Source organism: Exiguobacterium sp. RIT341 (assembly GCF_000632205.1).
Taxonomy (GTDB): domain Bacteria; phylum Bacillota; class Bacilli; order Exiguobacteriales; family Exiguobacteriaceae; genus Exiguobacterium_A.
On sequence record NZ_JFYW01000001.1, the window covers coordinates 551,804 to 578,486 of the forward strand.

Below are 26,683 nucleotides of genomic sequence, written 5' to 3' on the forward strand. Positions count from 1 at the left end.
CCAACAAAAAAAGATGTTTCGCAAGGAAACATCTTTTTTTATTCACTTATTCGAATTTTAACGCATCGCCTTCGAACGATTCATCTGCTACTTTGATTGAATCCGTCGGGCATCCTTCAAATGCATCAATCATATCGTCGAATAATGCTTCTGGAATTTCGGCAGTACCATTGTTATCATCAAGAATGACATATGCCAAACCCTCATCATCATAATCATAGATATCTGGTGCCGCTGCTCCACAAGCACCACAAGCGATGCAAGTATCTTTGTCGACAATCGTAAATTTAGCCATTGAACGGTCTCCTCTCTATACGAAAACATTATTGAAACACGCTGTTCTCATCTATATGTCATTGTATCGGACTCATCGTTGCATTTCAATGACGAAGCGTAAGTGATAACAGAAAATGTATATATCATCACATGCCCGCAAACAGTATGTCTAAAACGTAACGAAAAGAAAATGGATGAGGTATCATCTTCAAATCGATAAACACTATATATCAGAAAGGAGCGTGGCAGATGGAAATTTCATTACTAGAGCGCATTTTTCTAGAATCGATTCAGCGTCTTCGAGACGAACGTTCGGACCGGAGTCTTTATCATGTTTTTCAAGGGAAGAAGTCAGCAACTTCTCTTCAAGATGCTCATTTTTATGATTTAGAGTCGACGTTCGGTACCGTATTAGTCAGTAAACAGCGATTCGAGTCGGTTTTAACGGAACTCGCTCAGAAAAAGTGGATCGAACGGCAAGAGACACTTCGACTGACGAGCGAAGGCGCTCGACTAGTAGGACAAACGGATGGAGTAATCATTGATCAACTTGGTGGTGAACTTCGGGGATATGCTGAAATGATGTGGAAACGGCTCAGTCTTCTCGTTCAAACGGTAATTTGTCTAGAAGCGCAACAACCATTCATTCCCGTGCAACAAGAGACGATCGTTCGGGAGTGGGTCAAGAGTGTTCTTCCGACCATCTCGAATCGAGCAGATTGGTTAGCGCAGATGTATCAAGAATTGACGCTCCTCCTTGAGCGCTTACCGGAACGAGATGCGACATTGATCAGTCATCGATTATCAGGTGTGCAAACGGGATGGTCATATCCTCAATTGGCACGAATGATGAAGGTAGATGTCGAGACGGTCCAGTTCGAATTTATCATAGCTTGGCGAAGATGCATCAATGACTTAAAAAGTACACCGCTCATTCAACAAATCGGAGCCGGTCTCCACACTCCGAAGATGACGCAGTCTGCTCAAACGACTTGGGAATTATTGCAACAAGGACTCACTGTTGAAGATGTTGCGGTCAGAAGACGTCTAAAAAATAGCACGATGGAAGATCATCTTGTTGAAATTGCAATGTATGCACCCACTTTTCCGTTAGATCTTTTCGTTGATACGGCTCAACAAGAAGAAATTCGACATATCGCACAACAACTCAAAACTTATGCGCTCAAGCGAATCAAAAGCGCGATGCAATCAGACGTATCCTATTTTCAAATTCGATTGGTCTTAGCTCGTAGTAAATGGGAGGGAAGTTAATGGAAGCGTTATTGCATCGACATTTCGGTTATGAAGCGTTTCGACCTGGACAACGCCAAATCATCGAATCCATCCTGAATGGAACAGATACGTTAGCAATTTTACCGACAGGTGGAGGAAAGTCTGTTTGTTATCAGTTTCCTTCGTATGTAAAAGGAGAGGGACTGACATTGATTTTGTCTCCGCTGCTCTCTTTGATTGAGGATCAAGTCATGCAAATCAAACGTCGGGGAGAACGTTCTGTCGCAAAATTAACATCTGTTGAGACGCGAGAAGAAAAAGAGCAAATCTTATCCGTACTCGAACATCTACGGTATCTCTACTTATCACCGGAACAACTCGCGTTACCACAAATACGGGCTCGTCTGAAACAGGTCGACATCGCGCTATTCGTCGTCGATGAAGCCCACTGTATCTCGCAGTGGGGACACGAGTTTCGACCTGAGTATGCAAGACTTGGGCAAATTCGCCGGGAACTAGGTTTTCCGCAGTGCCTCGCCTTAACCGCAACAGCGACTCAAGCTGTTGAACGAGATATCCGAATACAATTGCAGATGCGAGAACCGCATGTCATCCGTCGTTCCGTCAATCGACCGGAAATCCAATACACCGTGGATCGCGTCGATCGAGAAGAAAAAGACGCAGCACTCGACCGTTGGATGACACGTATCGTTCGTCCATGTGTCATCTATACGACAACGCGTAAAGAAGCGGAACGGATTGCAGGAATCATTGAAGGGGCAACCTACTATCATGCCGGATTAACGATGGAAGACCGTCAGCTTGTTCAACAACAGTTTCTTCATGATGAAATGGACTGTCTCGTTTGTACGAGCGCATTTGGAATGGGTGTTGATAAAGGAAACGTTCGTACAGTTATCCATCACACGATGCCGGCGACGCTTGAAGCTTATATGCAGGAAATCGGACGTGCCGGTCGGGACGGAAAAGAGGCGACGGCGATCTTGCTTTATGCTCCTCAGGATGAACAATTACAAACCTTTCTGATTGAGACACAATATGCGCCTGTCCTTTGGATTGATCAGTTACAACAAGGGGTGAGAAGAGGGGAGTCCTACGCGAAAATCGAGACTCGTCTACACCTCAATCCGGAAGATCCAGCATATCGGTTACTGAAATCGCAACTTGAGAATGGCTGGTCGAAGGAACGTATCATGCAATGGCAGGTGGAACGAAAACAGCTCAAAGGACGAGAAGTCAGCCGGATGATGGACTATATTCACCGGAATGAATGTCGCCGTACGATGTTATTGCATCATTTTGATGAACCGGCAATCGTTCAGCCACGTTGTTGTGATATATGCGGTACGATCGAATGGCAGGATCCCGTGAAGAGTAAGGTGCTTCAAACGGTAAATTGGAAAAAGCGTTTAGAACAAGTCTTTTTTTCATCACTAGATTCGGTGTAAACTAGAAAATATCCTTATTTTTTTCAAGAAAAGGTGATGAACATTGAGTAAACAAGATCAACGGCGGTTACATCAGAACGAAGAGGAGCAACTCTTACCACCACGTTCCTCGCGAATCGAACACGTTCGAAATGAACGACTGAAGCAGCCATTTCGAAAAAATCCGCTAGCAATCACGCTAACGGTACTCATGATCACGATCATCATCGCCTTCGTCTCCATCGGTTTCATGATGTAAAGGCACATTGTGAACGGAGATTTTTTTCCTTTCAGCGTATACTAGAAAGGAAGGGGAAGGAGGCACGATGCATGGATCGTGGGAAATACAATATCAAAGCAGTCGCTGCGTTGGTGGGACTCAACCCGACGACCATTCGTGCTTGGGAGCGGAGATATCAAGTGCTTGATCCGGATCGAAGTGAATCCGGGCATCGCATTTATAGTGATAGTGACGTTGCGAAATTGCGTTGGATCGTCGATAAACAAAAAGAAGGATTGTCGGTTTCAAAGGCAATTCAATTATATGAGATGCCTGTCAATCGAGCTGAAGTGCCCCATGATTACGGAGTCGAACTACGAGATCAGTTATTCCGTGCATTGACGAACTTCGAAGAACGACACGCGCATGACATCATGAATAAAGCGTTCTCGATGTTTAGTTTCGATAAAGTCATTCAAGATATCGTTGGTCCACTCTTACATGAAATCGGACTGAAATGGGAGTCAGGAGAGATTACAATTGCGCATGAACATTTTGCAACAGCTTTCTTAAGAGCCCGTCTTTCGACGTTATCACTACAGATGCCGATCAATCCGTTCTTGCCGCGAATCGTTTGTGTCTGTGCACCAGAAGAAGAACATGAGCTCGGACTACTCTTCTTCACACTCTACTTGCGGCAATCGGGTTTTGATGTGATTTTCCTCGGTTCTGGTATTCCGGTGCCGGACTTAGTAGCCGTGACACATCAATTGCAACCGAAAGCTGTCATCTTATCGTGCACGTTATCCGATCATTTACCATTGCTTGATGAAGCATTAGACTGTTTGATGGCTGATTTTCCGAATCTTGAAATTGGACTTGGAGGATACGCAGTCGATCAGCTTCCGGAACGATACGGACCACACTTACTTGGTGCGGACGATCAATCGTGGAAAAGTTGGTTAAGTCGACTCACTCCGGTATCTGGTGTATAGTATGGTTCATAGCGAACGGAGACACCTATGTTTCCGGTCTTGACTGGAGGAGTCTATATGAGGTTTGAACAAATGAAACAAGGACACCTTCGTGTCTTCATTACGAAGCAAGAGTTATCACTTCACGATGTCCGACCAGAAACGTTGGCCGTTGGGAAGGGACAAGCTCTATTGCGCAATTTATTAGAGGAAGCTGAATCGAATTTTGGTTTTCAGGCAGCAGGAACACTCGAATTTTTCGTCACATTCTTTCCGAATGACGGCATGCTCGTTGATGTGCGTCGTGAAGGTGATTTACCGGAAGAGATGAATGACGAATTTGATCAAGTCGAAATTCGCATGACGGTCGACATCGTCCATCATGTCTTGTATGCCTTGAATTCGCTCGAAGATGTCATTCAAGCGAGCCATGGGTTATTACGACATATGTCGTACACGGAGACAGGCGGTAGTCTTTATTTCTTCGAAGGCAGCTATTATCTCTATTTCCAGGAACGAATGAATGACGCGCTCGAGCGTACGGTGACGACGATTTTGTCAGAATACGGGGAACCGAGCCCGAAAAGTCCGCTCGTCATGTCAGAGTACGGAAAAACGATTCAATCGAAACAAGCCATTGCCACGATTGCGGAACAATTCCACATTTAGAACATCAGGTGCGACATTGCCTCGTCAGGCAATGTCGCACCTTTTTATCTTCTACCAGAAGTGGCACCATTTTGTATTTTTTCGTGGTCAGAAGGATGGTATGATAATCATTGAACGTAAGAAGAAGGAGTGAAGTAGGATGAAAGTGGCAGTGTTATATGGTGGGACTTCAGGTGAACGGGAGGTTTCATTAAACAGTGGAAAATCAATCATGGAAGCGTTAAACAGTAAAGGACATGAAGTCACGGCTGTTGATTTCCATCCTGATCGAGCACATGAACTCTTCCAGCTGGATGTAGATGTGGCTGTCATCGCTCTTCATGGGAAAATTGGTGAAGATGGACGCGTGCAGGCGTTACTTGAACTTGCGAATATTCCATACACAGGTTCAGGTGTGTTAGCGTCAGCACTTGCGATGGATAAGGCACGTTCAAAAGTTCACTTTGATAAAGCGGGTATCACGATTGCACGTGATGTATTATTAGAACGTGAAGATGATGTCGAGGCGAAAATCGCAGAATGGAATGGTCAATTCCCTTGTGTCGTTAAACCAGCACAAGAAGGTTCATCGAATGGATTGACAATCGCACAAGACGAGACGATGTTACGTGAGGGGATTGCAAAAGCGTTCGAAGCCGATGATGCGGTTCTCGTCGAACAATTCATTAAAGGACGCGAAGTGACGGTTCCAGTCGTTGGTCATAAAGGTGCAGAAAAAGCATTACCGGTCATCGAGATCATTCCGAAGAATGCCTTTTATGATTACGAATCGAAATATGCAATCGGAGGTTCAGAGCATATCTGCCCTGCCGAACTAGATGAGACGACGATAGCAATACTTCAGGAGTGGGCCGTCAAAGCACATCAAGTACTGGGTTGTGCTGGGTATTCCCGGTCAGATTTCCTTGTTCCTGAGTCCGGAAATCCAGTTATTTTAGAGACGAATACATTGCCAGGTATGACATCAACGAGTTTATTCCCGGACGGAGCACGAGCAGTTGGTATCGAATATCCGGAATTGGTCGAGTATTTCATGGAATTAGCGATTGAACGCCACGCCCAAATCAAGTAATCCAATCATTGATATCCTAGGAAAAGAAGTGAGAAAGCGCTTACAAATATGGGCGTAACCCCTTTCATTACGTTCGAGAAAAGAGTATACTTTATCCGAACAAGGAAACGGCATAGGGGATGCCACTTATGGGGAGGAACGTTGGAATGATTACTGACCAACAACATGCGAATCATCGCAAGAACGTACTGGAAGCAACACAAGAAATCGTCAAGGAAGCACTAGGGAAATTAGGGTATCCAGACGAAATGTATGAATTACTTAAAGAACCACTCCGGATGTTGACAGTCCGGATTCCGGTGCGAATGGATGATGGTTCGACGAAAATCTTCACAGGATATCGTGCGCAACATAACGATGCTGTTGGACCGACAAAAGGGGGAATTCGTTTCCACCCAAACGTGACGGAAGTCGAAGTCAAAGCATTATCCGTCTGGATGAGTCTGAAGGCAGGTATCGTTGATTTACCATATGGCGGCGGGAAAGGCGGGATCATTTGTGATCCACGTGAGATGAGCTTCCGCGAAATCGAACGTCTCAGCCGTGGATATGTCCGTGCCATCAGTCAGATCGTTGGACCGACAAAGGATATTCCAGCACCTGACGTCTTCACGAACTCACAAATCATGGCTTGGATGATGGATGAGTACAGCCGGATCGATGAATTTAACTCTCCTGGTTTCATCACAGGAAAACCGCTCGTTCTTGGTGGCTCACACGGTCGTGAAACAGCAACGGCGAAAGGTGTCGCAATCATGATCCGAGAAGCGGCAGCAAAAAAAGGCATTACACTTGAAGGAGCACGCGTCGTCGTTCAAGGGTTCGGGAACGCAGGTAGCTTCTTGTCGAAGTTCATGTATGACTTAGGTGCAAAAGTCATCGCCATCAGTGATGCTTACGGTGCACTTCATGATCCGAACGGACTCGACATCCCATATCTACTGGACCGTCGCGACTCATTCGGAACGGTTACGACATTGTTCAAAAATACGATCTCGAATAAAGAATTGCTTGAACTCGAATGTGATATTCTTGTTCCTGCGGCAATCGAGAATCAAATTACAGAAGACAATGCACATGATATCCACGCAGCGATCGTCGTAGAAGCAGCAAACGGTCCAACGACGAACGAAGCGACGAAAATTCTTGCAGAACGTGACATTTTGATCGTTCCGGATGTTCTTGCTTCGAGTGGTGGCGTAACGGTTTCTTACTTCGAATGGGTACAGAATAATCAGGGGTATTACTGGACGGAAGAGGAAGTCCATGAGAAACTCGAAAAGGTCCTCGTGAACTCATTCAACCAAGTCTATCAGACAGCACAGACGCGAAATGTCGATATGCGTCTCGCCGCTTATATGGTAGGTGTGCGGAAAATGGCAGAAGCATCCCGTTTCCGTGGTTGGGTCTAATTAAACGTTAAAAATACGTACCACCCGTTCCTCTAGATGAGGAGCGGGTGTTTTCCTATTGCAATTTCTTTCGTCTCTTGATGAGATTTGCTAAGATATAAAAAAAGCAACCGGAAGAGGAGATATTCGAATGTTAGATTGTATCGTAATCGGTGCAGGACCATGTGGTTTATCGGCAGCGATCGAAATGCAAGATCGAGGACTAGACGTCGAAGTGCTCGAAAAAGGAAATATCGTTGAAGCGATCTATCGTTATCCGACGCATCAAACGTTCTTTTCAAGTAGTGAAAAATTAGAAATCGGTGGCGTGCCGTTCATCAATAAGGAATTAAAACCACGTCGTCTCGATGCACTCGTCTATTATCGAGAAGTCGTCAAACGAAAGCAGTTGACGATTCGTCCATTTGAGACAGTCGAGCACATTGAACGTCAGGCGGATCGCTTCATCATCCATTCAGAACGCTCTGGAGTGAAGAAACAGCGAGAAGCACGATCTGTTGTGCTTGCGACAGGTTATTATGGGTTACCGAACCGAATGGACGTCCCAGGAGAAACGTTACCCCACGTATCGCACTATTTTACGGAAGGGCATCCATACTTTGATCAGGATGTCGTCGTCATCGGTGGGAAGAATTCAAGTGTTGATGCAGCAATCGAGCTTGAAAAAGCAGGAGCACGCGTAACTGTACTTTATCGTGGACCCGAGTATAGTTCATCGATCAAACCATGGGTCTTGCCGAACTTCGAATCACTCGTTCGTTCGGAAAAGGTCAAGATGGTGTTTGACGCGATGATCGAGGAAATCACGGACCAAGAAGTCGTTTACCGAGTGGAGGGAGACAAGCGGACTGTCCGAGCAGATTTCGTATTTGCGATGACGGGTTATACACCAGACGTCGGCTTGTTCGCTGATGCTGGTATCGCGATCGATCGCAAGACAGGTGTTCCGAGTCATGATGAAGAGACGATGGAGTCGAATGTTCCTGGGATTTATATTGCCGGCGTCGTTGCAGCAGGATACGATGCCAATAAGATATTCATTGAAAACGGACGTTTTCATGGCGCGAACATCGCGAATCATCTCGTCGAACGATTACGTGGTCTATCAATTCACGTCTAAAAAAACCTCTTGATTCGGAATGATGAGTTCCGAGTCAAGAGGTTTTTTCATTTATTCGACCCTGAATGACTCTTCGAGTTCTGATTGGGTCGCATTGATTTCGAGTTCAATCATTAATTTAAGTCGTGCTTTTTGTGAGTTCAGTCCATTTGAGAAAATGACACCGATCTCTTTTAACTGTTGACCGCCACCTGTATATCCATAAACATCTTGCACGATTCCATTGAAGCATCGACTAACGATGACGATCGGCATGACTGCGATCAATTCGGCAATGGCATCGACGATACTCGGAGGGACGTTTCCTTGACCGAGAACTTCAAGTACGAGTCCATCGTAACCGAGTTGTTTCACGGATAGTAATAAATCTGGTTCCATTCCGGCATATACTTTCAAAACAGCAACACGTTTAGAGAGCGAGGTTACCATATGTGTTTGCTTCAGAAGTGGCGTGTTGAATAGGTAAACGTGATCTTTCGTCACCATGCCAAGATTTCCGAAGTGAACCGATTTAAACGTATCGACGGATGACGTATGCGTTTTCGTGACGTTGAATGCCGAATGAATCTCACCATTAAAGACGACGAGAACACCTTTTTCACGCGCTGCTTCACTGACTGCGACACGGAGTGCCGTGATCAAATTAAACTCGCCATCCGATCCGACTTCGTTGGATGAACGCATGGCTCCAGTCAAAACAATCGGAACAGGTGCACCAATTGTCAAATGTAAGAAATAAGCGGTCTCTTCAAGCGTATCCGTCCCATGGGTGATGACGACTCCATCGTAGTGTTCTTTAGCAAGTTCACTTTCGATGAAGTGTGCCAACCGTAGCATGATGTCGGGCGTCATATGTGGAGAAGGTAAATTTGAAAAATGACGCGTTGTGATGTTTGCGATATCCGTCGCTCGAGGTAGTGAAGCATCCAGTGGATTGATGTCATTCGGTAAGACGTGACCGGAGTGATCTTGCGCCATCGCAATCGTTCCACCCGTATGAATTAATAATAATGATTTCATTCTAAATGGTCTGTGTCAAAAGACAAAAGACCTTCACCTACTTTCTATAGCATATTCAATTAGTTCTTCCATATTGTAACCTTTTTCCCTCCCGAAACAACGAGGACGTTTTCTTTTTTCCAAGAAACCTTTATTCTTATGGAGAGGAAGAAAGGGGGAGAGGAAGCGTGATTCAAATCGTTTTCTCCGGAGTTGCCCCAGGCATCGCACTCCTAACTTATTTTTATCTACGTCACGAACATGAATCAGAGCCTGTTGGATATATCCTTCGAAGCTTCATTTTTGGAATTTTACTCGTTTTTCCCTTGATGTTCATCGACTATATCGTTCAAACGGAGTTTGGTGGGCGTGAAGAGGTGCAATTGGTTCGAACAGCAGTCACAGAAGAGTTTGCAAAATGGTTCGTCGTCTTTTATACCGTGTATATCCATCAACGGTTTAATGATTATTATGATGGGATCATCTATGCCGTAGCGTGCTCGCTTGGATTTGCTACCCTTGAGAACATCTTATATCTGATGGTGAATGGAACGGTCGAACACATGCTATTCCGAGCTTTACTACCGGTATCCGGTCATGCTTTGTTTGCTGTCATCATGGGTTTCTTCATGGGAATGGCGAAATTCTCGCCTCACCCGTATCGGTGGTTGTCCTTATCGATAACGATTCCGGTATTTGCACATATCTTATTTAATTTGTTAATATTGGAAAATGGTGGTATATCTGTTTTGCCAATCGTCTTCATGATCATTTTATGGACGATCGGATTATTTCAAGTACGAGGTGCCAACCGTTTGAATCGTCGATTCAAACGAAAAAAACAACATTCAGATGGCATCGAATAGAAAGTAGGAGCGAAGTAGGATGATGGAAATCGGGGATTTAGTAATGCTTTCGAATAGTGAAGATCGACAAGGACGGTCAAAAGTAACAGCCGTAACGAATCGATTGATTTGGATCGAGGCACCAAGTGAGGTCGCGACATTAAAAACGTTCATCTTGTCAGACCACGAAGAAGTTTCGTTTTACTTCTTTAAAGAAAAAGGTAAATTATTTGGATTTGATACGGTCGTCGTGGAACGACAAAATGATCCACTTCGTGGTCAGCGGTACGCCTTAAAGCGACCGAGTGATGATCAAATCGAGCGCATCCAACGACGTCAATTCGTTCGAGTACCACAAATGCTCGATGTCGCCGTTCATCCGCATAAAACGCAATTTGATCCGTTTACGACGGTGACGCTTGACTTATCGGCTGGTGGCATGATGATTTTGTCGGATCAGTTACCGATTCAAAAAGAGGAAGAGGTGGAGATGACATTCATTCTACCTACTGGTGACGGTATTTCGAGTACTTTAGATGTTATTGCTGAGCTCGTCCGTATCGATCGACGGGAAGAACGGTATGAACTCGCATTCCAATTTACAATGATTCCTGACAGAAGTCGTGAGCTAGTATTGCGTCACTGTTATCAAATGCAAATGAAAAGTTCAAGAAGGGGCATGAATCCATTCACCTGACCGCATTTTTTTGCTATGATAACGTTCGGAAGAATGAATCCCCATCAAATATGGGGAAGATGGAAGGATTGGATGGATGATGAAGAAGATTCAAATTGCATTAGATGGACCAGCAGGTGCTGGGAAAAGTACGATCGCAAAACAACTGGCGGCACGCCTTGACTATGTATATATCGATACAGGGGCGATGTATCGTGCCGTTACGCTCGCAGCACTCGAACAATCGCTTGATCTGAACAACGGAGAAGTGCTTGGCGAATTGATGAAATCGCTTGATATTCGTTTAACACCAGGCGAAAACGGGCAACGTGTCTTTATTGGTGATCGCGAAGTGACGGATGCGATCCGTTCCATCGAAATCACGAATAACGTATCGTTCGTCGCTCGTCAAAAAGAAGTTCGAGCAGCACTCGTCACGGCGCAACGAAAATTAGCAGATCAGGGTGGCATCGTCATGGACGGTCGTGACATCGGTACAGTCGTATTACCTGATGCTGAATTAAAAGTTTTCTTGACGGCAACTGTGGAAGAGCGTGCAGCTAGAAGGCACCGGGAGAACATCGCGCGTGGGATGGATAGCGATATCACAGTTCTTCAAGAAGAAATCGCGCTGCGGGACAAACGGGACAGTGAACGTGAAGTCTCTCCTCTACGCCAAGCAGACGACGCATTATATCTAGATACGACAGAGATGACGATTGATCAAGTCGTTGTTCGCCTGATGGAACTAGCGGAAGGTGTTCTAAAATGAAACGTCAAGATACCGTTTATCGGATTGCGCGGTTTGTCGTCTGGGTCATAGCCAAAACAGTCTTCCGATTGAAGGTGACGGGGCAAGAGAATATTCCGAAAGACGGTTCCTTACTCATCTGTGCCAACCACAGTTCAAATTGGGATCCCGTCTTCCTCGTTAGTGCGATTCCACCGAAACGTTCGGTTCGTTATATGGCGAAGGAGGAGTTGTTTAAAGTCCCTGCCTTAAAGCAGCTGATGATTGCGGCAGGAACCTATCCTGTCGGTCGTGGTCAAGGGGACCGTCAAGCCTTGAAACGGACGATCGAGCTGTTAAATACGGATGAGACTGTTGGCATTTTCCCAGAAGGAACGCGTTCTGCTCCAGGAGAATTCACATCAGCACAACCCGGTGTAGGGTTCTTCGCCTTACGATCGAATGCTCAGATTTTACCGATTGCCATCATTGGATCGTATCGCCCATTCAAACGAATGCGCGTCGCGATCGGAAAACCGGTCGATATTTCGGATTTACGTGATCAACGTGGTGCTGCGAAAGCGATTTCTGATCGAATCATGGACGAAATCAAATCCGTCTACTTCAATCACGCTTAATACCTTGACAAATAGTCAGAATTGTAAGAAGTTAGAAGCAGGATAAACGCATTGACACGTGTCAGGCGTTTCTTGTACTCATCGTGAGGAGGTTGTTTTGGAATGGTCGAAGAAATGAAAGATATGCCTGATTTTGAAATTCATCGGGACCAGGTAGTTACCGGAATGGTCGTGAAAATTGAAGACAAGCAAGCACTCATTGATATCGGATATAAAACAGAAGCCATCTTACCGATCAGCGAAGTATCGAGTCTTCATCTCGATGATATTCGTGGTGTGTTGAACGTCGGAGATGAACTACAAGTGAAGGTCAAGAAAATCACGGATGAAGAGGTCGTCGTCTCAAAACGAGAAATTGATGCACTTAAAGCGTGGGAGCAAGTTGAAGAGAAGTATAAATCAGGTGAGATCTTTGAAGTTGTCGTGAAAGACATCGTTAAAGGTGGTCTCGTCGTTGATATCGGTGTCCGTGGATTCATCCCAGCGTCGCTTGTCGAGCGGCATTACGTCGAGGACTTCTCGGATTACATCGGTCGTTCGATTGACGTCAAGGTCGTTGAACTCGATCAAGAGAAGAACCGTGTCATTCTCTCGCACAAAGCCGTCGTTGAAGGTGAATTGAACGCGAAGAAAAAAGAGACACTCGAAAATCTAGAAGTGGGGCAAGTTCTAGAAGGAACAGTCCAACGATTGACAGATTTCGGTGCTTTCGTTGATATCGGTGGCGTCGATGGTCTCGTTCATATCTCGGAAATGGCACACCATCGTGTCGAACGTCCTTCGGACATCGTCAAGGAAGGTCAGAAAGTCGAAGTCAAAGTACTTGGCGTCGACCGTGATACAGAAAAGGTTAAGTTGTCGATCAAGGAAACACAACCGGGTCCATGGCAACAGATGGAAGGGAAAATCGAAGCTGGGGATATTGTCAAAGGACGCGTACGTCGTCTTGTCCAGTTCGGTGCCTTCATTGAGCTTGCACCGCAGGTAGAAGGGCTTTTGCATATTTCACAAATCGCGAACCGTCATATCGGATCGCCTTCAGAAGTACTTGAAGAAGGACAAGAAATTGAAGCGAAGGTACTCGAAGTGCGTCTTGATGAGCACAAGATCTCGCTCTCGACACGTGTTCTCGAAGAGGAAGAAGGGTCTTCTGAGGACTATTCGGATTACTCGAATCAATCAGAAGGATTTTCTGTCGCTGACTTGACAGAAGACGATTCAGAGACGAAAGAATAAAGGATGACACAAAGCGGACACAAGCGTGTCCGCTTTTTATATGCGGTTTGTTATGGTATATGAGAGTTTGATTTGATACAATAGAACGGCTATGAAGCGAGAGAAGAGAAAGAAGGTGTTGGGATGGCAATTCCAGTCGTGGCGATCGTAGGTCGCCCAAATATCGGAAAGTCGACGATTTTTAACCGGGTGATTGGAGATCGGGTTTCAATCGTAGAAGACAAGCCAGGCGTTACCCGCGACCGTATTTACGGAACTGGAGAATGGCTGAATCGTCATTTTCATTTGATTGATACAGGTGGAATCGAAGTTGGGGATGAGCCCCTACTTCAAATGATGCGTCATCAGGCGGAGCTCGCCATTGATGAAGCGGACGTCATCATTTTCATGGTGAACGGACGCGAAGGAATCACAGCAGCGGATGAGGAAGTCGCGAACATGTTGTTCCGTTCGAACAAACCAGTCGTCGTAGCTGTCAATAAAGTGGATAATTTTGAGATGCGTGATTTAATGTATGAATTCTACTCTCTTGGATTCGGGGACTTATTCCCGATTTCTGGTACACATGGTCTTGGACTTGGTGATTTACTCGACCGTGTCCTTGAATTAGCACCAGATAAAGAAGAGTTGGAATATGACGAAAGTACGATTAAGTTTGCCTTGATTGGTCGTCCAAACGTCGGGAAATCAAGTATGACGAACTCGATTCTTGGTGAAGAGCGTGTCATCGTCTCGAATATCGCTGGTACAACACGTGATGCAATCGATACACCATTTACGCGGGATGAACAAGAATACGTCATCATCGATACGGCAGGGATGCGAAAACGCGGGAAAGTCTATGAATCGACAGAACGCTTTAGTGTCATGCGTGCTCAAAAAGCAATCGAACGAGCAGATGTCGTCTGTGTTGTTCTTGATGGTGAAGAAGGTATCATCGAACAAGATAAAAAAGTAGCAGGATATGCCCATGAAGCAGGTCGCGCGGTCATCATTGTCGTCAATAAATGGGATGCTGTTGAAAAAGATGATAAGACGATGAAAAAGATGCAAGAAGAGATTCGGGAAGAATTCCGTTTCCTTGACTATGCACCAATCGTCTTCGTCTCAGCAAAAACAAAACGTCGTTTACAAACGTTATTACCAGTCATTCAGCAAGCAGCGCACAGTCATGCGCAACGGATTCAGACAAGTGTCTTGAACGATGTCATCGTCGATGCTGTCGCTATGAACCCTGCGCCGACAGATAAAGGAGTTCGTTTACGGATTAACTATGCGACTCAGGTCGCGTCGCGTCCGCCAACGTTCGTCTTGTTCGTCAATGATCCAGAATTGCTTCACTTCTCTTATAAACGATATCTCGAGAACCGGATTCGGGAGGCATTTGATTTCACAGGTACACCAATCCGGATTTTAGCTCGTCAAAAACAATAATGAGGTGATTCAGTATGACCAAAATCGCTGTCATCGGAGCAGGAAGCTGGGGAACAGCGCTCTCGCTCGTCTTAGCCGATAATGATCAGGAAGTCATTCTTTACGGTCGTGAACAAACAAATGTCGACCGTATCAATGAGCATCATGAAAATGCGCAATTCTTGCCGGGCGTCGTGTTGCCACAATCATTGAAGGCGACGACGGATCTCAAAGTGGCGGTCGAAGGCGCAACACATATTTTGATCGTGACACCGTCATCTGCGATTCGTGCGGTTTCTCGTCAATTAAATGAACTATTGACAGAACCAGTCGTCCTGATTCATGCATCAAAAGGAATCGAACCGAAGACACATCTTCGATTGTCTGAGTTGATCGAAGCAGAGGTCGACCCGGCGAAACGTAAAGCGGTTTGTGTCTTGACAGGTCCTTCACATGCTGAAGAGGTTGCGTTACGTAAACCGACGACGGTGACCGTTGCATCGGATGATTTAGAAGAGGCTGGTCGTGTGCAGGAATTGTTTACGAATGAAAACTTCCGTGTCTACCTCAATGCGGACATCATCGGGGCAGAACTCGGTGGAGCACTGAAGAATATCATTGCACTTGCTGCGGGTATGACAGATGGTCTCGGTTACGGGGACAATGCCAAGGCAGCCTTGATTACGCGTGGAATGGTCGAGATGGCTCGTCTTGGAACGATGCTTGGGGCAAACCCAATGACGTTCACCGGCTTGACAGGAATGGGTGACTTAATCGTCACTTGTACTTCTGTCCATAGCCGAAATTGGCGTGCGGGAAATGCCATCGGTCGAGGAGAAAAACTAGAGACAGTGCTTGAAAACATGGGAATGGTCGTAGAAGGTGTTCGTGCGACACAAGCTGCATATGATCTAGCAGAGTCGAAACAATGTGAACTCCCAATTACTTCTGCTTTATACCATGTTCTCTTTGACGGTCATACACCGGAAGAAGAAGTCAAAAAGTTGATGCAACGACCACAAAAAAATGAGATCGAGCATCTCTTCACGACGAAAGATTAACGGAGTGGGGTGGAAACCTTGAGTCCAGGATTATTAAAAATGTGGATTTCGTTCGCTGGCATCGGACTCTTTGCGATCAGTGTCTTGCTGGTCACGGTCAGTCGGACGAAGTTGAAAGGGATTTGGCAGATTCTCGTGTCAACCTTGGCATTCGTTTGTTTCATCGTTGCGTCGATCATCATGGTATTCATCGTCATGGCGGGACCGAGCGCATGAAAAAGTGGTTCGTACTACTCATGCTCATTCCGGTGACGTTATTATCAGGTTGTCTCTTTCCGGACAGCCAGAAACCGTCGAACCGCGTGCCGTATCCGCAACAATTACGTACCGTTCAGGATGCCGTCGATGCATACCAGAAAGACACAGGTGTTTTGCCGATCAAAACGATGGAGGCAGATACGCCACTCATGGAACGTTATCAAATCGAACTGGGCCGTCTGATACCTCGTTATATGAGTGATCCACCAACGAACAGTTTCGAAGGCGGGGGAACATTCATCTATTTGTTGGTCGACGTTGAGACGAAGCCGACTGTCAAATTGATGGATTTGCTTGTCGCGGAAGAACTACAGAAGCTTCAAGTCCGAATTGATGCGTATCGCAAGAAGAATGATAAGTACCCATTTAAAGGCTCCATCGGAAAAAATCAGTTTACCCTTGACTATAAAAAGTTATTCATCAAAAAAGAACCGACTGTCCCAAGTCCGTACTCAGATGAAAAGCTATCGATCTATGTCGATGGTCAAGGTCGTCTTTTCATCAACTATTTGCCAGAGTTGAAGAAAGCTGTACAAACTGCGAAGAAAAAGCCGAAAGTCGGTCAGGATATTCGGTATTTGCTTTATGAAGATCAACCTTTTGTTCCTGCCTATTCTCAAAGCTACACGATAAACGAAAAAGGCGAACCTGTGTTTTCAGAGAAATCGAGCGAAGAATCTGAAAATTGAACGTTATTTACACGAAAATGTTGTAATAGCAACGTTTATAGGGTATGATTACCCTCGAAGAAGTGATTGGGAGGGGGTGAAAGTAATGAACAAAACTGAACTCATTCAAGCAGTCGTCGAAAAATCAGGTCTTACAAAAAAAGACGTGACGAAAGTTGTTGAATCAACATTCGAATCGATCACTGAGACACTTCAGTCTGGAGAGAAAGTCCAATTGATTGGATTTGGTAACTTCGAAGTCCGTGAGCGTGCAGCCCGTAAAGGTCGCAACCCACGTACGAAAGAAGATATCGAGATTCCAGCAAGCAAAGTACCTGCCTTCAAACCAGGTAAAGCATTGAAAGATGCTGTGAAGTAATCCGGCTACATAGTCGCCCGAGATTTTCTCGGGCGGCTTTTTTGTGGACATTCAGAAGCGTGAAAGCCCGCCGATTATGGTATATTAAAAAAGAAGAACGTCCATCAACGAGATGGCACTGGAGATCGGGGGGTAAAAGCATGGAACAACATGAGCTGCGCGTGGATGAAATCATCACTGCACTCACCACTAAACAAACTACACGATTGGCTCGACATGTGGATTTCCCTTCCATCGATCGTGAACAGATCCGTTGGTTGATTGATGTCGCTCAACATGACAAGCTAGATTCAGAAGCACTCGTCAAAGCGATTCATTTCGCACAAGTCGCTTTACGTCTGCATGAACGCGTCAGTAAAACATTACGCGGTTCGAAGGAAAGACAGCTTCTTGTATTAGCTGGAGATCTTTTCTCGAGCTACTTCTTCGAACAATTAGCGGGTTTGCCGAAAGAGGTTCTTGTCTCACTCGGACGGACCATTCAACGTGTCAATGAAGCGAAGTGTGCCTTACACGAAATGAACTATGAATCAACGGAAGAACGGGTTCTCTTATGGTTAACAGCAGAGTTCGGATTAATGCAAGGACTCGCGGCAATCACCAAACGAGAATGGCTGACACGACAAGGACGGCAGATCATTCAACAACAGGCAGAGCAGCTAGATCTGGTCGCACAGAAATTACTGTTATCGCATCTCGAACAGATGGCGGTAGCATGAGATCTTGGAAAGGGTGAGCAGTGTGCAGACAAAAGATAAAGAAAAAAAAGTGTATGAAGTGTTCCAATCGATATCAACGAACTATGATCAAATGAATTCAGTCATCAGCTTCCGACTGCATAAATTGTGGAGACGCGAAACGATGCGCCGGATGCAAGTCTTCCCAGGTGCTAAATGTCTTGATCTTTGTTGTGGAACGGCAGACTGGACGATTCAACTGGCAAAAGCAGCCGGTCCGACTGGTGTCATCAAGGGACTTGATTTTTCAGAGAACATGTTAAAAGTCGGCGTGGAGAAAGTAGAAGCGCTCGATATGAAAAACATCGAATTGATTCACGGAAATGCGATGGATTTACCGTTTGGTGACAACTCATTTGATTTCGTGACAATTGGTTTCGGTTTACGGAACGTTCCTGATTACCTTCAGGTCATTAAAGAGATGCATCGCGTCTTAAAACCAGGTGGAACGGTCGTCTGTCTGGAAACGAGTCAACCGACGGCACCGATTTTCCGAGAAGCATATTCGCTATACTTTGGAAAAATCATGCCACAAGTAGGTCGTTTGCTTGCTAAATCGTATGATCAATACAACTGGTTACAAGAATCAACGGAAGTGTTCCTCGACCGTGTCGAACTGAAACAACTCTTCGAACAGGCAGGCTTCATGCAAGTGGAAGTCAAAGCATTCGCGGGTGGGGCTGCTGCGATGCACCTTGGGAAGAAGTGGTGAGATGTCACTGCATTCCATCTACCGTGATGTCACGAAGGAAGTTAATTTAGTCGATCGTTTTCTGATCAGTCATATCGCTTCGGAGGAACCAACGATTGATGCAGCAGGAAAACAACTGTTGAAAGCTGGTGGAAAACGGATTCGACCAGCGTTCGTATTGTTAGCCTCTAAATTCGGTGAGGCAGATCGAGATGAACTGATCCGTGTAGCAGCAAGTCTTGAGCTCGTCCATATGGCATCGCTTGTACACGATGATGTCATTGATGACGCTGAACTACGACGAGGAAAACCGACCGTTATGCAATACTTCGATGAAGAAGTGGCGCTTTATTCAGGCAATTATTTGTTTGGGGAAGCGATTCGGTTGATTGGAGAAGTCGGAAAACCAGAGCTGGTCCAAGTCATGGTCCATACGATGCGTGAAATTTGCGAGGGTGAGATTGAACAGATCTATGATCAATATGATTGGGAACAGTCGATTAAACGTTATATCAAACGAATTGAACGAAAAACAGCCATTCTCATTGAAGCAAGTTGCCATCTAGGTGCAATCGTTGCGAATTGTTCAGCGGCCGATACGAAAGCGTTACGACTGTTTGGACGAGATATCGGACTCGCTTTTCAGATTGCTGATGATTTGCTTGACTTCACAGCGAATCGAACGCAACTTGGTAAGCCAGTGGCAGAGGATCTACGTCATGGACATAAGACGTTACCCGTCTTTTATGGAGCGGAAGATGCTGCCTTTTACGAAAGTCTTTCGAAAATCGAGACGATGCCTACCCATGAAGAAGTTGCACCATTGCTAGCATTTCTTCAAACTTCAGGTGCCCTCGAACGAACACAACGAACGGTCGATCTTTACATTCGTCGTGCCATCAACCGGCTCGAACCCTTACCTAAATCTTCCGCTAAACGATCGCTCGAAGAAGTGGCGCGCTACGTTGGTAAACGAAAAGGATAAAGATTGTCAAAAATTTCTTGCTGTTCTTCTAAAAAGCCAGTAAACTGACTATGTAAGCGCTTTTCTAAAAGCATTTCATAGGGGGAACTAGAGATGGAACAGACATTTTTAATGGTCAAACCGGATGGCGTAGAACGTGGATTGATTGGGGAAATCATCGGACGGATCGAACGCAAAGGATTCATCATTCGTGAAATGAAAATGATGAACGTTACAGAAGAACTCGCAAAAGCACACTACGAGGAACATGCGGAGAAACCATTCTTTGGAGAGTTGGTCACTTTCCTGACGTCAGGTCCTGTCGTCGCTTTGCGTGTTGAAGGGGCAGACGTCGTTGCCGTTTCTCGTTTGATGATCGGAAAAACAAAACCACTTGAAGCAGCACCTGGAACGATCCGTGGTGATTTTGCGAACACGATGAGTGAGAACGTCATTCATGGTTCAGACAGTATCGAAAGTGCGGAGCGTGAGCTTGGTCTTTGGTTTCAAGGACAGCCAGTTAATGTCTAATACATGAATAGTAGGACAAGCGGGGAGGGATTCGATTCAATCGAATCCCTTTTGTCGTATTCTTGTAAAACGGACTGACCGGATTGGTTAATTGCTTTTTGGAATGCCTATAGCTTTATGCTACTATAGAAAATAAGTTGAACCGGTCAAAGAAATGACCATTTGATATCGAGAGTGAGCGAGGTGTGCCAATTGGAAGATTATGAACTTTTCATTCAAAGATTCAAGATCAAATCAGGGATTGATCTCGGTCAGTATAAAGAAGCACAGATGAAACGACGGTTGACGGCGTTACGTGACAAAAAAGGGTACAGTACGTTTGCGTCCTATATGCAGGCAATGGACAAAAGTACCTCGTTATACGAAGAATTTCTAGATCGGATGACGATTAATGTCAGTGAATTCTTCCGTAATCCGATACGTTGGCAACAATTGGAGCAAGACATCTTACCGGTCTTGGAATCACGTGCACATGGACGAATTCGAACGTGGAGTGCTGCCTGTTCGACGGGAGAGGAACCGTATTCCCTAGCGATGATCTTAAGTGAACGACTCGATTCGTCGGCTTTTACGATTCAAGCAACGGATTTGGATGAGCTTGTCCTTGAAAAAGCGAAGCTTGGTCGATACGGAGCTTCCGCATTGAATGAGGTCGTAGAAGCGCGGAAAAAGCAATATTTCATCGAGCAGGAGCAGACATTCGAAGTTGTTCCAGAAATCAAACGACTTGTTCGTTTCAGTAAACATAATTTGTTAGGCGACCGGTACGATACCGGTTTTGATTTAATCATCTGCCGTAATGTACTGATTTATTTTACGGAAGAAGCGAAAGCACATGTCTATCGTTCGTTCGTCGAGGCATTAAAACCAGGCGGTATTCTGTTCGTTGGAGGAACGGAACAAATTTTCCAACCAGAACGATTTGGATTAAAGATGAAACAAAGCTTCTTTTACGAAAAAATCGGTTGAACAGGAAGGGATGAAGCGAATGCGTTACATGACAGCAGGAGAATCGCACGGAAAAGGATTGACCGTCATCATTGACGGGATGCCGGCAGGACTCACGATTGATTTCGAAGCCATTCAGCGTGAAATGACGCGTCGTCAAGGGGGATATGGACGAGGTCGACGGATGCAAATCGAACAAGATCAGATTGATGCACGTGGTGGGATTCGCCACGGATACACGACGGGATCACCGATCAGTTTGTTCATCGAGAATAAGGATCATACGCACTGGACACAAGTCATGCAGGCGGAACCGCTCGAAGAAGAGTTGGAACGCCCACGGACATTAACGCGTCCACGTCCCGGACATGCGGATCTCGTCGGAGGATTGAAGTACGGTCATCGCGATTTACGCGATGTGCTGGAACGTTCTTCAGCGCGTGAGACAGCAGCACGTGTTGCCGTCGGTGCCTTCGCTAAACAATTACTGAATGAACTCGGAATTGAAGTATTCTCGCATGTACGATCGATCGGTGGGATTGATGCCCCTTGGAAAGATCCTGTAGAATATCAGGAAACCATTGATGCTTCACCTGTTCGCTGTGCCGACGAACTTGCAGGACAACGAATGATGGAGGAAATTGATGCTGCCAAAAAAGAAGGCGATACACTCGGCGGTGAGATCGAAGTCGTCGTGACGGGCATGATGCCAGGCATTGGATCCTTTACCCAAAACGATCTAAAGCTCGACAGTCGAATCGCGCAAGCTGTCATCAGCGTCAATGCGATGAAATCAGTCGGTTTTGGTGACGGGTACGAGCTCGGTCGTCGCAAAGGAAGTACCGTCCAAGATGAGATCGTCCATGATGCATCCGGATATCATCGACGGACGAATCATCTAGGTGGAATCGAAGGAGGGATGTCGACAGGGATGCCGATTCGCGTCCAGGTCGCGATGAAGCCGATTCCGACTCTCTATCGTCCCCTGCAATCAGTCGATATTGAGACGAAGGAAGCCTTCACGGCACAAATCGAGCGAAGTGATGCCTGTGCCGTTCCTGCCGCATCTGTTGTTTTAGAAGCCGTCGTTGCGTTTGAGATTGCGGTCGCTATCCTTGAAATGTTCGGAACATCAACGATTGATCGTCTTCAAGCTGCCGTTGCCGCTTATACAGAGGAGGTTCGAACGTTTTGATCGAGCTTGATATCCGGTTGAAAACGTCATATCCAGTATTTGTCGGAAATGGGGCATTAGCACGTTTATCGCATCTTTCGGCGCTGAACGAGGCGGATCGCATCTGGATCATTACGGATGAGACGGTTCGAGACTTGCACTTGCACACGTTGCAAGAGGCATTAGGGTCTATATCTCAATCAACAAGCATTCATGTCAGCACTGTGCCAACTGGGGAGCAGAGTAAATCACTTGCGGTCTACGGTTCTTTATTGGAAGAGGGAATACGTCATGGAATGACACGACATAGTATCATCCTTGCGTTTGGTGGTGGCATGATAGGTGATTTAGCGGGATTCGTTGCAGCGACTTTTTTGCGCGGCATCCCGTTCATTCAAATTCCGACGACACTCTTAGCACATGATTCGAGTGTAGGTGGAAAGGTCGGTTTGAATTTATCGCTTGGAAAAAACTTGGTCGGGGCATTTTATCAACCGAGCGGTGTCGTGTATGATTTAACGCTTCTTCAGACATTACCAGATCGGGAATGGCGGAGCGGCTTCTTTGAATTGGTCAAACATGGATTCCTCGCACGACCATCGTTTGCAGATACCTTACTCGATGTCTCGTTGGATACTATCAAAGGGCTTGATCTTGAAGACTGGCTCGCACGAGGGATTAACGTTAAACGGGATATCGTCGAACAAGATGAGACGGAGCAAGGGATGCGTGCCTTCTTGAATTATGGGCATACATTCGGGCATGCCGTTGAATATGCGAGCCTGGGTCTGTCGCATGGCGAGGCAGTAGGGATCGGACTCGTCTTCGTCAAGTTTTTGGAAGGAAATGAGGAACAGGCGGAACAACTCGGACGGTTGCTCCACCGTCTCGGAACCGGATTGCCGGACCGACAATCGTTCGAGACATATCTGGAACTGATGCGTCGCGACAAAAAGAATCACCAAACTACGATCCGATTCGTCCTTGAGAAAGAAGGACGTTTTGACTTAGAGGCAATCAGTGAAGAACGATTGCAACAAGCGTTCAATCAAACAATGAGGTGTTTAGAATGGGATTAAGAGGAACAGTACAAGTACCGGGCGATAAATCAATGACACACCGTGCTTTTCTGTTCGGTGGGATCGCTAAAGGAACGACACATGTCAGAAATGCACTCGAAGGAGCGGACTGTCTCGCTTCATTAGAAGCGATGCGAGCGCTTGGGGCACACGTCGAGCGAACAGCAGGAGAAATTCGCATCACCGGTACGGAAACGTTTCATGAAGCAACGATCGATTGCGGAAACTCGGGAACGACGATCCGTCTTTTAAGTGGGATTCTAGCAGGCGGTCAAGCAACGTATGTACTCGATGGAGATGCTTCCTTGCGCAGACGTCCGATGAAACGGATCACGGAACCACTTGCCTTGTTCGGAGCGAACATAACAGGTGAGACGGCGCCGCTTCACATTACGGGAACGCCACTTGTCGGAACGACGTATACGTTACCGGTCGCAAGCGCGCAAGTGAAAAGTGCCGTCTTACTCGCAGGTTTACATGCGACGGGCGAGACGACGGTCATCGAGCCGATTCTATCACGGGACCATACGGAACGGATGCTGCCGCAGTTTGGCGTTGACGTATCGATCGATGACTACGAAGATGGTCGACATATTCGTGTTCAAGGTCCTGTACATTTACAAGCGACGTCACTCGACATCCCGGGGGATCCATCGTCAGCAGCGTTTTGGTGGACGGCAGCAGCGATCGGGCAGGATAGTCGGATCACGACGACGCACGTCTTGATGAATCCGACACGGATCGGTTTTTTACAGACGTTGCGCCAGATGGGGGCAAGTGTCGAAATCGATCATCGCTCAGAAGATGGTGGAGAGGAGACGGCAGATGTGACCGTCGAGACGACATCGTTGCAAGCGACCACGGTCGAAGGTGAACAAATCCCTTCCTTGATCGATGAGATCCCGTTACTTGCATTGCTTGCGACGCAAGCAGAGGGACGAACGATCATTCGCGATGCGGAAGAGCTCCGTGTCAAGGAGACGGACCGGATCGAGACGGTAGTGACGGCGTTACGGCGTCTCGGGGCGAATATCGAGGCGACGGATGACGGTATGATTATCGAAGGACCGACACCTTTGCAAGCAGCGGAAGTCGACAGTGCAGGTGATCACCGACTCGCGATGATGTTGACGATCGCGGCGACAATCAACCCGGAAATTATAGTGCATGGACGCGAAGTAGTTGAAGTCAGCTACCCAACGTTCTATGATGATTTAAAGAAACTTCAATCCGACCGATCTGAGTAAGAAATAGGCGGATGACAGAAAGTGGGGCGTTTGCCTTGAATGAACAAGTATTGAATGGCATCATCGAAGAACTAGAACACGGTCATACCTCGGAAGCCTTAGCAACACTAGAACAACTCGAAAAGACAGGGACGGATGAGGATCGCCTCGCGGTTGCCGATCTCTATATCGAACTTGGATTATCAGACCGAGCAGTTAATCTATTGGCACCGCTTTACGTCGAATACGCAGGTAACGCCGGAGTCGCCTTGTTACTGGCAGAATGTTATATCGATTTGGACCGGGAAGAGGAAGCGATTTCTGTCCTTGAGCAGGTCGACACAACGGACATGGAATATGGTCCCCGTTCTCTCGTATTACTCGCTGACCTCTATCAGTCACAAGGTCTTGACGAAGTGGCATTAGCGAAGCTGAAGGAAGCACGTAATCTCGCTCCTGAAGAACCATTACTGGCATACGGATTAGCCGAGCTCTACATGACGCTCGGTGCGTTTGATCAAGCGGTACCACTATTCGCTGAAATCGCAGAGCGTCCAGAGTTACGTGCTGAATTGCCGCTCGATGCCCTGTACGCGGAATCACTCGCGATGACAGGACAATTTGAGGATGCGATTCCACTGTATGAACGTGCTGTCGCAGAACGTTCCGACTTGCATACGCTGTTTGGTCTTGCGATGACGGCTCACCGTGTCGGTCAACACCAAAAAGCAGTCGAGACATTCCAACAATTGATTGCGCAGGATCCGGATTATACATCAGCGTATGTACCGTACGCAGAAAGCCAAGCCGAACTTGGGCTGACGAAAGAAGCACTGAACGTCATCAAGCAAGGGATGGAGCGCGATGATTATAATGACGAGTTACGGACGATGGAAGCCTTATTCCTTCTCAAACTCGGCGATCGCGCAGGAAGTGTTCAAGCGTTACGTGAAGCACTCGCTTTAAACCCGGAATCAATCGTCGCAGCGGAACGTTTGCTTTCGTTACTGGCAGAAGACGAGGATCATGAAGCAATGATTGAGACGATCTCAGCCATTGAAGAACATGTCACGGCTCCGATTCTGACATGGTACCGGGCGCGCGCTTTATATGCGTTAGAGGAATACACGCAAGCGATGGAGAACTATGCGATAGTCGAAGGCGCATTCACGGAAGACGCGCTTTTCTTGAAAGAGTATGGTTTTGCACTCGTCGAGGAAGGACGGCGTGAAGAGGGACAACGTCTCTTACGACGCGCTGCACAGTTGACACCAGAGGATAACGAACTCGTCGACTATGTTGAACGAATGGATGGATGACTTCACGGGAGAAGGGAGTAGGATTGAGATGATAGAGAGAAAGCAGCGATTCTTACGCCGCATCTTGACCTATTACACGTTAAAGCGACGGGAAGCAAAATGGATCATCGATTACTGGTTGCGTAACGAGGCAAAACTCGAGCAGGTACACTTCGTTCAAAATGCGACTTTCGCTCCGAAAGCCATTATCATGACGACATATGGATTCGATGCGGAACCGTTTCTTTTTAAAAAAGGGGACGTCACGACGCTAGATCCAGAAAAAGCGTATCATGACATTCGTTTGACATCGGAAGATATCTACATCGAGCTAAACTTCCAAGGCATGATGATGGACGATGAATACTTGTCTTTACTGGAAGAAAATCCATTTCGTCCGGAAGTCGCTGTTGAACCGCGTTTAGCAGATGAAGCGACTCATTTCATCGCTGTCACGGTCAATCGACAAGAAGAAGAACGGTTGGTCCGATTGATCGATGAAGCACTTGATGCACGCGATCAACATCGATTCCACTCCCTTTCCGAACAGTTACGTCTCGTTCGAAATCAACTCCCTTAATCAAAGAACTCTATTGCTTATAACAGGCGATAGAGTCTTTTTCGTATGTGAAGATTTGTGCAAAATATGAAGAAAAATAGGGTGGAATTTCATAAAACGTTCACATTAAGAGAGCAGGAGGAAATGTG

Annotated in this window: 30 protein-coding genes; 28 read left to right on the forward strand and 2 right to left on the reverse strand. The window is 46.3% G+C overall.

The window, feature by feature from the left end; genetic code table 11:
• Positions 1-46: 46 nt before the first annotated feature.
• Entirely contained in the window at positions 47-295 is a 249-nt protein-coding gene (locus BW42_RS02735; RefSeq protein WP_029342027.1) for a ferredoxin, read from the reverse strand.
• A 230-nt stretch (positions 296-525) separates the two neighbouring features.
• Between BW42_RS02735 and BW42_RS02740 the strand changes: the two genes are divergently transcribed.
• The 8 genes from BW42_RS02740 to BW42_RS02775 all read left to right on the forward strand — a co-directional run bounded on the left by BW42_RS02740 (position 526) and on the right by BW42_RS02775 (position 8,424).
• A complete protein-coding gene (locus BW42_RS02740) occupies positions 526-1,548 on the forward strand; it encodes a helix-turn-helix domain-containing protein (protein ID WP_035407116.1) in 1,023 nt (340 codons plus the stop codon).
• Positions 1,548-2,978 carry an ATP-dependent DNA helicase RecQ gene (locus tag BW42_RS02745; RefSeq protein WP_035407118.1) on the forward strand — a complete coding sequence of 477 codons (1,431 nt, stop codon included), beginning with the start codon at positions 1,548-1,550 and terminating at the stop codon, positions 2,976-2,978. The genes BW42_RS02740 and BW42_RS02745 overlap by 1 nt, the downstream gene beginning before the upstream one ends.
• A 43-nt stretch (positions 2,979-3,021) precedes the next feature.
• The gene (locus BW42_RS02750; RefSeq protein WP_035407120.1) at positions 3,022-3,216 is read left to right on the forward strand and encodes a hypothetical protein; all 195 of its coding nucleotides are present in this window, start codon (positions 3,022-3,024) and stop codon (positions 3,214-3,216) included.
• A gap of 71 nt (positions 3,217-3,287) precedes the next feature.
• Complete coding sequence (locus tag BW42_RS02755; RefSeq protein WP_035407123.1) at positions 3,288-4,172, forward strand: B12-binding domain-containing protein; 885 nt, start codon at positions 3,288-3,290, stop codon at positions 4,170-4,172.
• A 57-nt stretch (positions 4,173-4,229) separates the two neighbouring features.
• Entirely contained in the window at positions 4,230-4,820 is a 591-nt protein-coding gene (locus BW42_RS02760; RefSeq protein ID WP_035407127.1) for an adaptor protein MecA, read from the forward strand.
• Between the two features lie 139 nt (positions 4,821-4,959).
• A complete protein-coding gene (locus BW42_RS02765) occupies positions 4,960-5,892 on the forward strand; it encodes a D-alanine--D-alanine ligase (RefSeq protein ID WP_035407130.1) in 933 nt (310 codons plus the stop codon).
• A 146-nt stretch (positions 5,893-6,038) separates the two neighbouring features.
• On the forward strand, positions 6,039-7,304 hold the full coding sequence (locus BW42_RS02770; RefSeq protein WP_035407132.1) for a Glu/Leu/Phe/Val dehydrogenase: 1,266 nt from the start codon (positions 6,039-6,041) through the stop codon (positions 7,302-7,304).
• A gap of 130 nt (positions 7,305-7,434) precedes the next feature.
• Entirely contained in the window at positions 7,435-8,424 is a 990-nt protein-coding gene (locus tag BW42_RS02775) for a YpdA family putative bacillithiol disulfide reductase (RefSeq protein ID WP_035407135.1), read from the forward strand.
• Between the two features lie 51 nt (positions 8,425-8,475).
• Here BW42_RS02775 and BW42_RS02780 read toward each other — a convergent pair whose 3' ends face one another.
• Entirely contained in the window at positions 8,476-9,444 is a 969-nt protein-coding gene (locus BW42_RS02780) for an asparaginase (RefSeq protein WP_035407137.1), read from the reverse strand.
• A gap of 167 nt (positions 9,445-9,611) precedes the next feature.
• Here BW42_RS02780 and prsW point away from each other — a divergent pair, with 167 nt between their 5' ends.
• The 20 genes from prsW to BW42_RS02880 all read left to right on the forward strand — a co-directional run bounded on the left by prsW (position 9,612) and on the right by BW42_RS02880 (position 26,555).
• Positions 9,612-10,289 (forward strand): glutamic-type intramembrane protease PrsW, encoded by a 678-nt coding sequence (prsW, locus tag BW42_RS02785; protein WP_035407140.1) that lies wholly within the window; start codon positions 9,612-9,614, stop codon positions 10,287-10,289.
• A gap of 19 nt (positions 10,290-10,308) precedes the next feature.
• A complete protein-coding gene (locus tag BW42_RS02790) occupies positions 10,309-10,965 on the forward strand; it encodes a flagellar brake protein (protein WP_035407143.1) in 657 nt (218 codons plus the stop codon).
• Positions 10,966-11,041: 76 nt separating this feature from the next.
• The gene (gene cmk / locus BW42_RS02795; RefSeq protein ID WP_035407146.1) at positions 11,042-11,716 is read left to right on the forward strand and encodes a (d)CMP kinase; all 675 of its coding nucleotides are present in this window, start codon (positions 11,042-11,044) and stop codon (positions 11,714-11,716) included.
• Positions 11,713-12,312: a 1-acyl-sn-glycerol-3-phosphate acyltransferase gene (locus BW42_RS02800; protein WP_035407149.1), complete on the forward strand. Its 600-nt coding sequence runs from the start codon at positions 11,713-11,715 to the stop codon at positions 12,310-12,312. Before cmk ends, BW42_RS02800 begins: the two co-directional genes overlap by 4 nt.
• Positions 12,313-12,414: 102 nt before the next feature.
• The gene (gene rpsA, locus BW42_RS02805; RefSeq protein WP_035407150.1) at positions 12,415-13,548 is read left to right on the forward strand and encodes a 30S ribosomal protein S1; all 1,134 of its coding nucleotides are present in this window, start codon (positions 12,415-12,417) and stop codon (positions 13,546-13,548) included.
• Positions 13,549-13,671: 123 nt separating this feature from the next.
• Positions 13,672-14,982 (forward strand): ribosome biogenesis GTPase Der, encoded by a 1,311-nt coding sequence (gene der, locus BW42_RS02810; RefSeq protein WP_029342014.1) that lies wholly within the window; start codon positions 13,672-13,674, stop codon positions 14,980-14,982.
• A gap of 14 nt (positions 14,983-14,996) precedes the next feature.
• A complete protein-coding gene (locus BW42_RS02815; protein WP_035407152.1) occupies positions 14,997-16,022 on the forward strand; it encodes an NAD(P)H-dependent glycerol-3-phosphate dehydrogenase in 1,026 nt (341 codons plus the stop codon).
• Positions 16,023-16,040: 18 nt separating this feature from the next.
• Positions 16,041-16,238, forward strand: a complete 198-nt coding sequence (locus BW42_RS16105; RefSeq protein ID WP_231496841.1) for a DUF2768 domain-containing protein — start codon at positions 16,041-16,043, stop codon at positions 16,236-16,238.
• Positions 16,235-16,969 (forward strand): hypothetical protein, encoded by a 735-nt coding sequence (locus BW42_RS02825; RefSeq protein ID WP_035407154.1) that lies wholly within the window; start codon positions 16,235-16,237, stop codon positions 16,967-16,969. Before BW42_RS16105 ends, BW42_RS02825 begins: the two co-directional genes overlap by 4 nt.
• A gap of 85 nt (positions 16,970-17,054) precedes the next feature.
• A complete protein-coding gene (locus tag BW42_RS02830) occupies positions 17,055-17,327 on the forward strand; it encodes an HU family DNA-binding protein (protein WP_012370671.1) in 273 nt (90 codons plus the stop codon).
• A gap of 140 nt (positions 17,328-17,467) precedes the next feature.
• Entirely contained in the window at positions 17,468-18,046 is a 579-nt protein-coding gene (locus tag BW42_RS02835; RefSeq protein WP_035407157.1) for a heptaprenyl diphosphate synthase component 1, read from the forward strand.
• Positions 18,047-18,068: 22 nt separating this feature from the next.
• Positions 18,069-18,776 carry a demethylmenaquinone methyltransferase gene (locus tag BW42_RS02840; protein WP_035407160.1) on the forward strand — a complete coding sequence of 236 codons (708 nt, stop codon included), beginning with the start codon at positions 18,069-18,071 and terminating at the stop codon, positions 18,774-18,776.
• A gap of 1 nt (position 18,777) precedes the next feature.
• The gene (locus BW42_RS02845) at positions 18,778-19,740 is read left to right on the forward strand and encodes a polyprenyl synthetase family protein (protein WP_035407163.1); all 963 of its coding nucleotides are present in this window, start codon (positions 18,778-18,780) and stop codon (positions 19,738-19,740) included.
• Positions 19,741-19,833: 93 nt separating this feature from the next.
• Complete coding sequence (ndk, locus tag BW42_RS02850; protein ID WP_035407166.1) at positions 19,834-20,250, forward strand: nucleoside-diphosphate kinase; 417 nt, start codon at positions 19,834-19,836, stop codon at positions 20,248-20,250.
• Positions 20,251-20,442: 192 nt separating this feature from the next.
• Positions 20,443-21,219 carry a protein-glutamate O-methyltransferase CheR gene (locus tag BW42_RS02855; RefSeq protein ID WP_035407169.1) on the forward strand — a complete coding sequence of 259 codons (777 nt, stop codon included), beginning with the start codon at positions 20,443-20,445 and terminating at the stop codon, positions 21,217-21,219.
• Positions 21,220-21,238: 19 nt separating this feature from the next.
• Positions 21,239-22,393, forward strand: a complete 1,155-nt coding sequence (gene aroC / locus BW42_RS02860; RefSeq protein ID WP_035407171.1) for a chorismate synthase — start codon at positions 21,239-21,241, stop codon at positions 22,391-22,393.
• Positions 22,390-23,451: a 3-dehydroquinate synthase gene (aroB, locus tag BW42_RS02865; RefSeq protein ID WP_035407175.1), complete on the forward strand. Its 1,062-nt coding sequence runs from the start codon at positions 22,390-22,392 to the stop codon at positions 23,449-23,451. Before aroC ends, aroB begins: the two co-directional genes overlap by 4 nt.
• On the forward strand, positions 23,442-24,698 hold the full coding sequence (aroA, locus tag BW42_RS02870; protein ID WP_035407177.1) for a 3-phosphoshikimate 1-carboxyvinyltransferase: 1,257 nt from the start codon (positions 23,442-23,444) through the stop codon (positions 24,696-24,698). The genes aroB and aroA overlap by 10 nt, the downstream gene beginning before the upstream one ends.
• Positions 24,699-24,709: 11 nt before the next feature.
• Entirely contained in the window at positions 24,710-25,996 is a 1,287-nt protein-coding gene (locus tag BW42_RS02875) for a tetratricopeptide repeat protein (protein WP_231496842.1), read from the forward strand.
• Positions 25,997-26,024: 28 nt separating this feature from the next.
• A complete protein-coding gene (locus BW42_RS02880) occupies positions 26,025-26,555 on the forward strand; it encodes a ReoY family proteolytic degradation factor (RefSeq protein WP_035407179.1) in 531 nt (176 codons plus the stop codon).
• The last annotated feature ends 128 nt before the right edge of the window (positions 26,556-26,683 follow it).